Consider the following 12045-nt stretch of genomic DNA (forward strand, 5'->3'; position numbering starts at 1 on the left):
TCTATAGCGCGAGCGATTCCCGTCGGCGAAAACGGGCGTGGCTGCAAGGAACGGGCGCGCGTGCGCCTCTGGTCAACGCACGGCCGCACGTGGGCCGGGCTACGCTGCCCGTCTCGTGGGCCGGGCTACGCTGCCCGTCGCGCGCCGGGCTACGCGGGCCAGGCGCCGGTCGTGATGAAGGCCTCCAGCGTCGCGGTCGGGCCGGCCAGGTCCAGGCCGCGCTCGGCCAGCCACTGGTCGCTGTAATAGGTGTGCCGGTAGCGGTCGCCGGCGTCGCACAGCAGGCTGACGACGCTGCCGGTCTGCCCGCGGTGCAGCATCCCGGCGATCAGGCCGAACGCCGCCCACAGGTTCGTGCCGGTCGATGCGCCGGCGCGGAAGCCCGTGCGTGCGGCGAGGAACCGCATCGCGGCGATGGATGCCGCATCCGGCACCTGCACCATCTCGTCGACGATCTGCGGCAAGAAGCTCGGCTCGACCCGGCTGCGCCCGATGCCCTCGATGCGGCTGCCGTGCGCCGTCGTCACCGACCGGTCGCCGGTGCGCCAGGCCTGGAAGAACGCCGAGTTCTCGGGGTCGGCCACGCACAGCAGGGTGGGATGCCGCTGGTAGCGCACGTACCGCCCGATGGTCGCGCTGGTGCCGCCGGTGCCGGCGCCGACCACGATCCAGCGCGGCACGGGATGCCGCTCCTGCGCGAGCTGCTGGAAGATCGACTCGGCGATGTTGTTGTTGCCCCGCCAGTCGGTGGCCCGCTCGGCGAACGTGAACTGGTCCATGTAGTGCCCGCCGGACTCCTCGGCCACCCGCGCCGCCTCGGCGTACACGCCGGCGCCGTCGTCGACGAAATGACAGCTGCCGCCGTAGAACTCGATCAGGGCGATCTTCTCGTCGGTCGTGGTCTTCGGGATCACCGCGACGAACGGCAGCCCCAGCATCCGCGCGAAGTACGCCTCGGACACGGCCGTCGACCCGCTGGATGCCTCGACGATCGTCGACCCCTCGTGGATCCACCCGTTGCACAGGCCGTACAGGAACAGCGAGCGCGCGAGCCGGTGCTTGAGGCTGCCGGTGGGATGGGTCGACTCGTCCTTCAGGTACAGTTCGATCCCCCAGTCGGCCGGCAGCGGCACGGTCAGCAGGTGCGTGTCCGAGGACCGGTTCGCGTCGGCCTCGACCTTGCGCACCGCCTCGCTCACCCATGCCCGTGTGGCCCCGGGTTCGGTCTGCGTGTGTGACATCGGCGTCTCCCTCCCCCGCGAGCCTATCCGGGGGCTGATGCGGGCGCCTGCGGGCGGTACAGCGCGAAGTGCTTGTCGAAGTCGCCCTCCAGGCCCAGCCGCTGGGAGCGCGCGAGGCTGACCGGCAGATTCGAGCCGAACACGCCGTTGCCCGCCGCCGAGTCCAGCACGATGTTCGGCAGCGGCGCGTCCAGCTCGAGCGTGCCGCCGCCCGGTCGACGGGCTCGGTCAGCGATCGTCGAACTCGGTGGTGGCCTGGCTCACCGGTTCTCCTCGTCGGCGTCCCAGCCCAGGTCGGCATCGACACCGATCGCGGCGGCCTCCAGCCGCGGATCTGCCAGCAGTGCGGCGATGGCCGGGATGCTGCCGCCCACGACGGTCGAATCGAAGTCGACCTCACTGACCAGCACCCACGCGCGGTCATCCGGCCAGACCAGGCTCGGCGATTCGGCGCTCGGCTCGCCGCCGAACTGCTCGGCGGCGTGGTCGGTCCACGGCGCCGTGCGCAGCCACCCCGGATCGGCGAGCTCGGCCACCCCGCCGCGGAACAGCACGTGATCCCGGCCCGGCAGGTGCAGCCGGGGCCCGCGCGAGACGTCGTCGGGCAGGATGCCCGGCTGCCAGGTGTCTTTGCGGAGCGGATTGTTGAACACGTCGCCTCCGGTATGCGCCAGAAACTCCGCGTGCCGCGGCGGTGCGTCGGGCTCGACCGCGACCAGGGTGCGACTCGGCCCGAAGCCCATGCCGCCGGTGACCCCGCCCCAGCCCTCCCACAGCGCGATGAACCCGGCATCCGGTGTCGTCGTGTGCGCGGACAGGATCTGTGCGGCCGCGGCGAGGGATGCCGCCTCGACCTGCCCTTCCGGCGGGTCGAGGTAGCGCCACCCGGCGCCGTCGCGGGCGGCGGTGCCGTCGGGGTGCGGGTCGTGGCGGCCGAGCAGTCGCTGCCACTGCGCGAGCGGATGCATCACGGTGCCGAACGCGGCGGCCGCCTGCGCCCATCGCACCCACTCGGTGTCGACCTCGGGCCGGGCCGCCGCGAAGGCCTCCCAGCCGTCCGGGTCGCCGTCGGCCGGCCACGAGCGGCCGACCGGCCGCTCGCGGGTGGCGGGATGGAAGATGCGCGCATAGGCGGGGAAGCCCCGCGGCACGACATCGTGCATCGTGCCCCACCAGGGGTCGTCGATGCGCCCCCGCAGCCAGTCGCCGGCCGAGGCATCCGCTGTCCATTCCATCCGACCACGCTACCGGGCCGGGGCGTGCGGCATGGCGACGGTCCTTCATCGCGGTCGGTGGCCGGGCGCGGCATCCGCTACACTGTGAAGGTTGCCTGGCGACGCGACTGTGCGTGCGCGGGCGACAAGTTCACACCCTCCTGCTGACGGGAGATACCCGTCAGCCGTTCTAGTCCGAAGGAGGTGGGTTAGTGACGCACCAGTACGAACTCATGGTCATCTTCAATCCTGAGATCGACGAGCGCCAGGTGCCTGCGCAGCTGGACAAGTTCCTCAAGGTCCTCACCGACGCCAGCGGGACGATCGAAAAGATCGACATCTGGGGCCGCCGCCGGCTCGCATACGAGATCCAGAAGAAGACCGAGGGCATCTATGCCGTGGTCGACTTCACCGCCACCAGCGAGGCCACCCAGGAGCTCGACCGTCAGCTCGGCCTGAACGAGCAGATCATGCGCACCAAGATCCTGCGCGCCGAGGACGCGATCGCCCAGGTCGCGGCCGAGAAGGTCCGTTCCGAGGCCAAGGCCGCCCGCAAGGCGACCGCCGTGAAGGCCACCGCCGGAGCGAAGGCGTAGCGAAATGGCCGGCGAAACGATCATCACCGTTGTGGGCAACCTCACGGCAGACCCCGAGCTGCGCTACACGCAGTCCGGACTGCCCGTCGCGAACTTCACGATCGCATCGACGCCGCGCACCTTCGACCGCCAGGCGAACGAGTGGAAGGACGGCGAAGCGCTGTTCCTGCGCGCGAGCGTGTGGCGCGACTTCGCCGAGCACGTGGCGGGCTCGCTCACGAAGGGCTCCCGGGTCATCGCGAGCGGTCGGTTGAAGCAGCGCTCCTACCAGGACCGCGAAGGCAACCAGCGCACGTCGATCGAGCTGGAGGTCGACGAGATCGGCCCCTCGCTGCGTTACGCGACCGCGCAGGTCACGCGCGCCGCCTCGTCCGGCGGCGGCCAGCAGGCACGCCAGCAGGTCTCGGAAGAGCCGTGGTCGACCCCCGGCTCCTCGTCCGGCGGCGCCTCCGGTGCCGACGCCTGGAGTGCTCCCGGCGCCTACGGCGACGACACCCCGTTCTGATGCCGGTCCCGGGCGCACTGCCCGGGCTGAGGCATCCGACTCTCATCTGATCTAAGGAACAACATGGCTGGAAAGTCGAGCGGCGACCGCCGCAAGCCGCGGAAGGGCGCGAAGAACGCCGCTCCCGCGAAGTCGATCCGGGTCGGCGTCATTGATTACAAGGACGTCGCCACGCTTCGCAAGTTCATCTCGGAGCGCGGGAAGATCCGCGCCCGTCGTATCACCGGTGTCTCCGTGCAGGAGCAGCGCCTCATCGCCCGCGCGATCAAGAACGCGCGCGAGATGGCTCTTCTGCCCTACGCCGGCGCTGGCCGGTAAGGGGCACCCGAATGGCAAAGCTGATTCTCACGAACGAGGTCGCCGGGCTCGGTAGCGCCGGCGACGTGGTCGAGGTCAAGAACGGGTACGCCCGCAACTACCTCATCCCGCAGGGCTTCGCGGTCTCCTGGACCCGCGGTGGCGAGAAGCAGGTGGCGTCGATTCGCGCCGCCCGTGACTCCCGCGCGATCCACGACCTCGAAGAAGCCGTGGCGCTCAAGGACGCGCTCGAGTCGAACCGGGTCACCCTGACCGTCAAGGCCGGCTCGGAAGGCCGCCTGTTCGGCGCCGTCAAGACCGGCGACATCGCCGACGCGGTCAAGGCCGCGGGTCTGGGCGAGCTCGACAAGCGCAAGATCCACATCACCGCACCGATCAAGTCGACCGGCCAGCACGAGGCGACGATTCGCCTGCGTGAAGAGCTGGTCGCCGTGATCAGCCTGCAGGTGGTCGCCGCCAAGTAAGGCGGCACGCCGAAAGGCCGTCGGCCCCCGGTCGACGGCCTTTCGCGTGCCCAGCACCCGCTCAGCGCCTGCTGGACCCCTGGCGCCCTGGACGCCGTAGATCGCCCCCCCGCCCCGGAGTGCACCCTGAATGCCGCCGAGCGCCGGCACAGCACCTGCCGGCGGGCTCTGGGAGCCGAGGACGTCGCTGGTTCCGTCGGCGGTTGTGGCGTTGCCGCCGTGTTCGGCCGTTCGTACTGCGGGCGTCAGGGCCGACTTGCATTCACGCGCATCCTGTGCATAACTCCCTCGCGCGGGGGAACCTTAAACCGCTACTTCAAGTGTGCTTCCATCCACAGGCTGTGCAATTAGCAATCCCAGGTCAGATGCTATAAAAATGTGACTTCGCACGAATGACAGCGATGTTGTCCACAGGGCTTGTGCACAGGCTCAACGGCGTTTTTCGCAATCTCTCCACAGAGTTATCCACAGGGCGATTTGCGGCGGATCAGGGGGGTGCCTAGCGTGGGGAACTGGTCGAACCGGGGGAAGCATCCGTCAGCGATGAGGGATGTCGGGGGTGTGTGGTCTGCTGAGATCACGGGGTACCGCATCAGCTGAGGCTGACTTCTCCATCGGCCTGTGCATGCGTACCCGAACGTGAAGGAGGACGGACGACGTGTCGATCGCGGACATCTCCGAAGAGCGCTTGGGTGCACCCCGCGAGCATGAGCGCACTCCACCGCACGACATCCTCGCCGAGCAGAGCACGCTGGGCGGCATGCTGCTGTCGAAGGATGCCGTCGCCGACGTCATCGAGACGCTGCGCGGGGCCGACTTCTACATGCCGAAGCATGAGCTGATCTTCGAGGCGATCCTCACGCTGTACTCGCACGGCGAGCCGACCGACGTGATCACCGTCACCGACGAGCTGATCAAGACCGGCGACCTGCAGCGGGCCGGGGGCGCGGACTACCTGCACACCCTGACCTCGATCGTGCCGACCGCCGCCAACGCCGGCTACTACGCGTCGATCGTGTCCGAGCGCGCGCTGCTGCGCCGGCTGGTCGAGGCGGGCACGCGCATCGTGCAGATGGGGTACTCCGGGCAGGGCGAGGCGCTCGATCTGGTCAACAACGCCCAGGCCGAGATCTATTCGGTGACCGGGCTCGAGGCGTCCGAAGACTATGTGCCGCTGACGATGGCGGTGGATGCCGCGGTGGAGGAGATCGAGGCGGCCAAGGGGCGCGACGGTCAGATGACCGGCATCCCGACCGGATTCCGTGAGCTGGACGAGCTGACCAACGGCCTGCACGGCGGGCAGATGATCGTCGTCGCGGCCCGGCCGGCGATGGGCAAGTCGACCCTCGCGCTGGACTTCGCCCGTTCGGCGGCGATCAAGCACGACATGCCGACGATCTTCTTCTCGCTCGAGATGGGGCGCAGCGAGATCGCGATGCGCCTGCTGTCCGCCGAGGGCGCCATCCCGCTGCAGAACATGCGCAAGGGCACGCTGGACCAGCGCGATTGGACCACGGTGGCAAGGACGCGCGGCCACATCAACGAGAAGCCGCTGTACATCGATGACAGTCCGAACATGACGCTGGTCGAGATCCGGGCGAAGTGCCGCCGGCTCAAGCAGCGCGTCGGGCTGAAGATGGTGATCATCGACTACCTGCAGCTGATGACCAGCGGCAAGCGGGTCGAGTCGCGCCAGCAGGAGGTCAGCGAGTTCTCGCGTGCGCTGAAGCTGCTGGCCAAGGAGCTGCAGGTGCCGGTGGTGGCGCTATCGCAGCTGAACCGCGGGTCGGAGCAGCGGCAGGACAAGAAGCCGCAGGTGTCGGACCTGCGTGAGTCGGGCTCGATCGAGCAGGATGCCGACATGGTGATCCTGCTGCACCGCGAGTCGGTCTATGACAAGGACAGCCGCCCGGGCGAGGCCGACCTGATCGTCGCCAAGCACCGCAACGGCCCCACCGCAACGCTGGAGATCGCCTTCCAGGGCCACTTCTCGCGCTTCGCCGACATGGCCCCGGTGGGGGACTTCCAGTAGGAGATCGGGGATGCGCGTCCGCTGACTTCGTGGCGGCACACTCTGGCACGATGAGCAGGTGAGCTTCAGGATCCGAGTGCCGACGCCTAGTGACGCCGAGGTGATCGCCGATGTCCACGTCGCTACGTGGCGTGAGGCCTATGCGCATCTCCTATCCTTGACTTCTTCTCGGAGGAATCAGCTGTATGCGATCTATGTTTTCGCGGCGCATTACGGAACGGGAGTAGGCCAGGCGCTCTTCGATCAGACTCTGGGTGGCGGGGCCGCGATGCTCTGGGTCGCGAAGGAGAATCCGCGGGCGACGGCGTTCTACCGGCGCAACGGCTTTCGGCTCGATGGGGTCGAGCAGATCGACCCGTATACGCCGATCATCACCGACGCGCGGATGGTGCGGTGACGCTGTGCAGAATCCCGTGACGGCAACGCTCTTGAACGGCTCGGGGTGCCGCCGTCACGCCCGCCCGGTGCGCGCTCGCAGCACCCACACGATCGCCTGATTGAACGGCGTCGGGATGCCGTACCGGCGCCCGAGTTCGACGACCCGACCGCCGAACGACTCGACCTCGGTGGGGCGGCCGGCCACGACGTCCTGATGCATGGACGTCCGGCCCTCGGCCGGCTGGCCGGCCAGCACGCGGTGCCAGGCGTCGACGTCGTCGGGTCCGAGATCCACGCCCTCGGCGTGCGCGACGTCGATCACCTCGTCGACCAGCGCCGCCATCAGCGACCGCGCGTCCCCGTCGTGCTGGAACGCACCGTAGGGCGCATCGAGGACTGCGGATGCCTGATTGATGCCGACGTTCACCATGAATTTCCACCACAGCCGGTGCCGCATGTCCGGCGGCGTCTCCCACTCCAGCCCGGCACGCGTCAAGGCATCCTGCACCGCCCGCACCACCGGGCTGACCTCGTCGTTGTGCTCGTGTCCGAACACCAGCCTGCCGGCCTGGCGGAAGTGGATGTCGTCGCCGGCCCGCTCGGCATCCATCGCCATCGCGACGCACAGCAGCACCGACGGAGCAGACCCCAGCCCGGTCGCGATCCGCTCTTCCGAATCGAGCCCGTTCAGCACCGACAGCACGATCGTCGACGGCGCGACCACCATCGCCGCCTCGTCGATCGCGGCACGCAGATGGCGGTCCTTCACCGCGAAGATCACCAGGTCGGCCGTCCATGACCGTGCGGTGTCGGCATCGACCACGGGCACACGCAGCGGCTCGCCGTTGACGGTCACCGCCGAGTCCCGCAAGATGCGGGCGCGATCGGCGCGGGCGATGAAGCGCACATCGAACCCGGCGCGCGCGAAGTGCGCCGCGTACATGCCGCCCATGGCTCCCGCGCCGATCACCGCGACGCGCTCGATGGGATGGGTCACGACGTTCATCGTAGCCACGTGCCCGATGCGCGCAGCGGTGCGACCGCGGCGTCCTCGCCGCCCCGCCCGGCCCCGGTCGGACTACGGTCAGAACATGGTCGACGACAAGGCACGCGGTGCGGAGTGGGATCGCACCTACCTGGGCACCCCGCCCTGGGACATCGGCCGCCCGCAGCCGGCGTTCCTCGCCGCCGCGGACCAGCTGACCGGCACCGTCGTCGAGTTCGGGTGCGGCACCGGCGAGCAGACGCTGCTGGCGGCGCAGCGCGGTGCAGACGCCATCGGCCTCGATATCTCGTCGCGGGCGATCGCCTCGGCGCGTGCCAAGGTGGCTGCCGGGCGGCAGACAGCGCGTTTCGAAGTCGCCGACATACTGGATGCCGCCTCCCTGCCCGACGATCTCGAGGGCGTTGCCGACGTGGTGATCGATTCCGGCGTATTCCACATGTTCGATGTGCGTGACCGGCGGCGGTACGCGGCATCGGCCGAGCGGGTGCTCACTCCCGACGGCCGGTGCCTGCTGCTGTGCGCGCGGCCCGACCCCGCGCGTTCCTGGGGCCCTCCCGGGGTGAGCCCGGCCGAGGTCGTGGCCTCATTCGGGGCCGGCTGGCGGCTTCTCGGAGTCACCGACACCGCGTTCGAGACGACGTCGCCTCGGGGTTCGATCCCGGCGAGCATGATCGTGCTCGGCCCGGCGCAGCGCCCGCCGGCGGATGAGGATCCCGCGAAACCGGCCCGCGCGCGTGCTGTGCGGCTTAACCTCTCCCCATGACCTCATCACCTCCCGAGATCACCACGGCCGGTCAGCTGCGTGCGTCGGGCCACGTGCACCGACCGCTGCGCGCCGAGCTGCGCGAGAACCTGCTGGCAATGCTCGCCGACGGGATCGACCCGTGGCCCGGCATCCACGGATTCGACACGACCGTCATCCCGCAGCTGGAGCGGGCCCTGATCGCCGGCCACGACATCGTGCTCCTGGGTGAGCGCGGGCAGGGCAAGACGCGCCTGCTGCGCAGCCTGGTGGGGCTGCTCGACGAGTGGTCGCCGGTCATCGCGGGGTCTGAGCTCGGCGAGCACCCGTACCAGCCGGTGACACCGGCATCCCTTCGCCGCGCCGCCGAACTCGGCGACGACCTGCCCGTCGCGTGGCGCCACCGCTCCGAGCGCTATGCCGAGAAGCTCGCGACGCCCGACACGTCGGTGGCCGACCTGATCGGCGACGTCGACCCGATCCGCGTCGCCGAAGGGCGGTCGCTGGGCGACCCCGAGACGATCCACTACGGGCTCGTGCCGCGCAGCCATCGCGGCATCGTCGCGATCAACGAGCTGCCCGACCTGGCCGAGCGCATCCAGGTGTCGCTGCTGAACGTGATGGAAGAGCGCGACATCCAGATCCGCGGCTACGTGCTGCGTCTCGACCTCGACGTGCTCATCGTCGCCACCGCCAACCCCGAGGACTACACGAACCGCGGCCGCATCATCACGCCGCTGCAAGACCGCTTCGGCGCCGAGATCCGCACGCACTACCCGCCCACGATCGACGAAGAGGTCGCGGTGATCCGGCAAGAGGCCGAGCTGGTCGCCGACGTGCCCGCGCACCTGCTCGAGATCCTCGCGCGGTTCACCCGCAATCTGCGGGAGTCGGATGTCGTGGACCAGCGCGCCGGCGTCTCGGCGCGTTTCGCGATCGCGGGCGCCGAGACGATCGCGGCGGCCGCGCTGCATCGCGCGACGCGGCAGCATGAACCCGAGGCCGTCGCACGCCCCGTCGACCTCGAGACGGCCGTGGATGTGCTCGGCGGCAAGATCGAGTTCGAGACGGGTGAAGAGGGGCGTGAGCGCGCCATCCTCGAGCACCTGCTGCGCACCGCCGTGGCCGAGACCGCCCGCGCGCACCTGAGCGGCATCGACGCCATCGTGCTCGTCGAGGCGCTGCACGGCGCGCACGGCGCCGACGCGGCCGCCGGCGGGGCGACGGTGATGACCGGTGAGCAGGTTGCCGCCGCAGAGGTGCTGGCCGCCCTGCCCGTGCTCGGCGAATCCGACCTGTACGACCGGGTCGCCGACCGGCTCGACGCGCACACGCCGGGCGAACGCGCCGGCGCCGTCGAGCTGCTGCTCGAATCGCTGTACCTGGAACGGCTGATCGGCAAAGAGAGCGCCGGAGGAGAGACCGTCTATGGCTGAGCGGAGTCTCGACCTGCGGCATCCACCCGGCAGTCTGAGAAGGAGCGGCTGATGGTCCGCAGCTTTCACCGCGTGCCCGCGCACACGGCACGGTACGGCAGGTATTCCGGCGGCGACCCGCTCGCGCCGCCGGTGCCCGTGCAGCAGGCGCTCGAGGCCATCGGCGCCGACGTGATGGCCGGCGTCTCGGCCGAGCGCGCGATGCGCGAATACCTGCGTCGCGGCGGTTCCGGCCGGCAGGGGCTCGACGAGCTGGCGCGCCGCGTGCGCGAACGCCGGGCCGAGCTGGTGAGCCGGCATCGTCTGGACGGCACGCTGCAAGAAGTACGGAAGTTGCTCGACCGAGCCGTGCTCGCAGAGCGCAAGCGCCTCGCCACCGACGTGCAGCTCGACGACGACGCGCGGGCCTTCGCCGAGATGCGCCTCGAGAACCTGCCGCCGAGCACCGCCGCAGCGGTGAACGACCTCGCCGACTACGACTGGCACAGCCCTGCCGCGCGGGCCGACTACGACAAGATCCGCGAGCTGCTCGGTCGCGAGCTGTTGGATCAGCGCTTCGCGGGCATGAAGCAGGCGCTCGAGAACGCGACGGACGCCGATCGCCAAGCCATCCGCGACATGCTCGACGATCTGAACGCCCTGCTTCAGAAGCGCCGGCTCGGTGAGGACACGCAGGCCGACTTCGACGAGTTCATGCGCGCGCATGGCGCGCAGTTCCCCGAGAATCCGCAGAACCTCGACGAGCTGATGGATGCTCTCGCCCAGCGCTCGGCCGCGGCGCAGAGAATGCTGAACTCGATGAGTCCCGAGCAACGCGACGAGCTGATGACGCTGGCGGCGCAGGCGTTCGGCTCACCCGAGCTCATGCAGTCGCTCTCCCTCCTGGACGACAACCTGCGCGCACTGCGGCCCGGCGAGGACTGGACGGGTTCGGCATCCTTCTCCGGCGACGAGCCGATGGGGCTCGGCGAGGCGACGGGCGTGATGCAGGATCTGTCAGACCTCGACGCGCTGACCGAACAGCTGGGGCAGATGTACCCCGGTGCGCGGATGGACGACATCGACCTCGATGCGCTCGCCCGCCTGGTCGGCGACGAGGCCGCCGTGAACGCACGCGCCCTGCGCGATCTCGAGCAGCAGCTGCGCGAGACCGGCATGCTGCAGCGGGCCTCGGATGGCGCGCTGCGGCTGACTCCGCGGGCGATGCGGCAGCTGGGGCGGGCGCTGATGCGGGATGTCGCGACCCGCCAGTCCGGCAGGGTGGGGCGCCGCGAGACGCGCCGCGCCGGCGCGGCCGGCGACCGCACCGGCGCGACGCGCGAGTGGGCATACGGCGACACCGAGCCGTGGGACATCCCGCGCACGGTCTCCAACGCCGTGCTGCGCACGATCGTCGCCGGCGGCGACGCCGCGCACGGGGTGCGGCTGGACACCCGCGACGTCGAGGTCGTCGAGACCGAGCAGCGCACGACGGCCGCCGTGGCGCTGCTGGTGGACACGTCGTTCTCGATGGCGATGGACGACCGGTGGGTGCCGATGAAGCGCACGGCGCTGGCGCTGCACCACCTGATCTCGACACGGTTTCGCGGCGACGATCTGCAGCTGATCGCGTTCTCGCGGTATGCCGAAGTGCTCGACATCGAGCAGCTCACGGCGAAGGACGCCGTGTGGGACAAGGGCACGAACCTGCATCACGCGCTGCTGCTGGCCCAGCGGCACTTCCGGCGCCATCCGACGGCGCAGCCGGTGCTGCTGATCGTGACCGACGGCGAGCCGACCGCCCACCTTGGGCCCAGCGGTGAGGTGTATTTCGCATACCCGCCCGATCCCTACACGGTGGCCGTCACGGTGCGCGAACTCGACACAGTGCAGCGGATGGGCGCGCAGACGACGTTCTTCCGCCTGGGCGATGATCCGTCTCTCGCGCGGTTCATCGATGCGCTCGCGTACCGCGCCGATGGCCGGGTGGTCGCCCCGGAACTGGCCGACCTCGGCCGTGCCGTGGTCGACAGCTACCTGGGATCGCGGCCGGGACGAGCGGGCGCCCCCGAAGACTTCGCGGCGATGCTGCGCGGCCGATCCTGGTGGTAGCAGCGGACGGGAGGCCGCGGCG

The 12045-nt window shown here is 69.9% G+C and carries 13 protein-coding genes; 9 read left to right on the top strand and 4 right to left on the bottom strand.

Translation table 11 applies throughout. From position 1 onward, the window contains the following. Positions 1-149: 149 nt before the first annotated feature. The 3 genes from cds1 to ABD705_RS01430 all read right to left on the bottom strand — a co-directional run bounded on the left by cds1 (position 150) and on the right by ABD705_RS01430 (position 2476). Positions 150-1241: an L-cysteine desulfhydrase Cds1 gene (gene cds1, locus ABD705_RS01420; protein ID WP_344779753.1), complete on the bottom strand. Its 1092-nt coding sequence runs from the start codon at positions 1239-1241 to the stop codon at positions 150-152. A gap of 23 nt (positions 1242-1264) precedes the next feature. Beyond that, on the bottom strand, positions 1265-1411 hold the full coding sequence (locus ABD705_RS01425; RefSeq protein WP_344779755.1) for a hypothetical protein: 147 nt from the start codon (positions 1409-1411) through the stop codon (positions 1265-1267). Positions 1412-1501: 90 nt separating this feature from the next. Then, positions 1502-2476 (bottom strand): hypothetical protein, encoded by a 975-nt coding sequence (locus ABD705_RS01430; protein ID WP_344779757.1) that lies wholly within the window; start codon positions 2474-2476, stop codon positions 1502-1504. Positions 2477-2667: 191 nt separating this feature from the next. Here ABD705_RS01430 and rpsF point away from each other — a divergent pair, with 191 nt between their 5' ends. From rpsF to ABD705_RS01460, 6 genes are all read left to right on the top strand, one after another. After that, positions 2668-3051, top strand: a complete 384-nt coding sequence (rpsF, locus tag ABD705_RS01435; RefSeq protein WP_344779759.1) for a 30S ribosomal protein S6 — start codon at positions 2668-2670, stop codon at positions 3049-3051. A 4-nt stretch (positions 3052-3055) separates the two neighbouring features. Next, positions 3056-3556, top strand: a complete 501-nt coding sequence (locus ABD705_RS01440; RefSeq protein ID WP_344779761.1) for a single-stranded DNA-binding protein — start codon at positions 3056-3058, stop codon at positions 3554-3556. 63 nt (positions 3557-3619) lie between these two features. Continuing rightward, entirely contained in the window at positions 3620-3874 is a 255-nt protein-coding gene (gene rpsR, locus ABD705_RS01445) for a 30S ribosomal protein S18 (RefSeq protein ID WP_029146075.1), read from the top strand. A gap of 11 nt (positions 3875-3885) precedes the next feature. Beyond that, the gene (gene rplI / locus ABD705_RS01450; protein WP_344779764.1) at positions 3886-4338 is read left to right on the top strand and encodes a 50S ribosomal protein L9; all 453 of its coding nucleotides are present in this window, start codon (positions 3886-3888) and stop codon (positions 4336-4338) included. Between the two features lie 658 nt (positions 4339-4996). After that, positions 4997-6370 (top strand): replicative DNA helicase, encoded by a 1374-nt coding sequence (gene dnaB / locus ABD705_RS01455; protein WP_344779766.1) that lies wholly within the window; start codon positions 4997-4999, stop codon positions 6368-6370. A 100-nt stretch (positions 6371-6470) separates the two neighbouring features. Beyond that, entirely contained in the window at positions 6471-6767 is a 297-nt protein-coding gene (locus tag ABD705_RS01460; protein ID WP_344779768.1) for a GNAT family N-acetyltransferase, read from the top strand. Positions 6768-6821: 54 nt separating this feature from the next. On the opposite strand, the gene ABD705_RS01465 is transcribed toward ABD705_RS01460, so the two are convergent. Beyond that, complete coding sequence (locus ABD705_RS01465) at positions 6822-7745, bottom strand: ketopantoate reductase family protein (protein ID WP_344779770.1); 924 nt, start codon at positions 7743-7745, stop codon at positions 6822-6824. A 94-nt stretch (positions 7746-7839) separates the two neighbouring features. Here ABD705_RS01465 and ABD705_RS01470 point away from each other — a divergent pair, with 94 nt between their 5' ends. The 3 genes from ABD705_RS01470 to ABD705_RS01480 are packed head-to-tail and all read left to right on the top strand — an operon-like array spanning position 7840 to position 12023. Next, positions 7840-8517: a class I SAM-dependent methyltransferase gene (locus tag ABD705_RS01470; protein ID WP_344779772.1), complete on the top strand. Its 678-nt coding sequence runs from the start codon at positions 7840-7842 to the stop codon at positions 8515-8517. Beyond that, entirely contained in the window at positions 8514-9932 is a 1419-nt protein-coding gene (locus ABD705_RS01475) for a sigma 54-interacting transcriptional regulator (RefSeq protein ID WP_344779774.1), read from the top strand. Before ABD705_RS01470 ends, ABD705_RS01475 begins: the two co-directional genes overlap by 4 nt. Before the next feature lie 51 nt (positions 9933-9983). Then, a complete protein-coding gene (locus tag ABD705_RS01480) occupies positions 9984-12023 on the top strand; it encodes a vWA domain-containing protein (protein ID WP_344779776.1) in 2040 nt (679 codons plus the stop codon). Positions 12024-12045 lie beyond the last annotated feature (22 nt).

This window comes from Microbacterium kribbense, from assembly GCF_039537285.1.
GTDB lineage: Bacteria > Actinomycetota > Actinomycetes > Actinomycetales > Microbacteriaceae > Microbacterium > Microbacterium kribbense.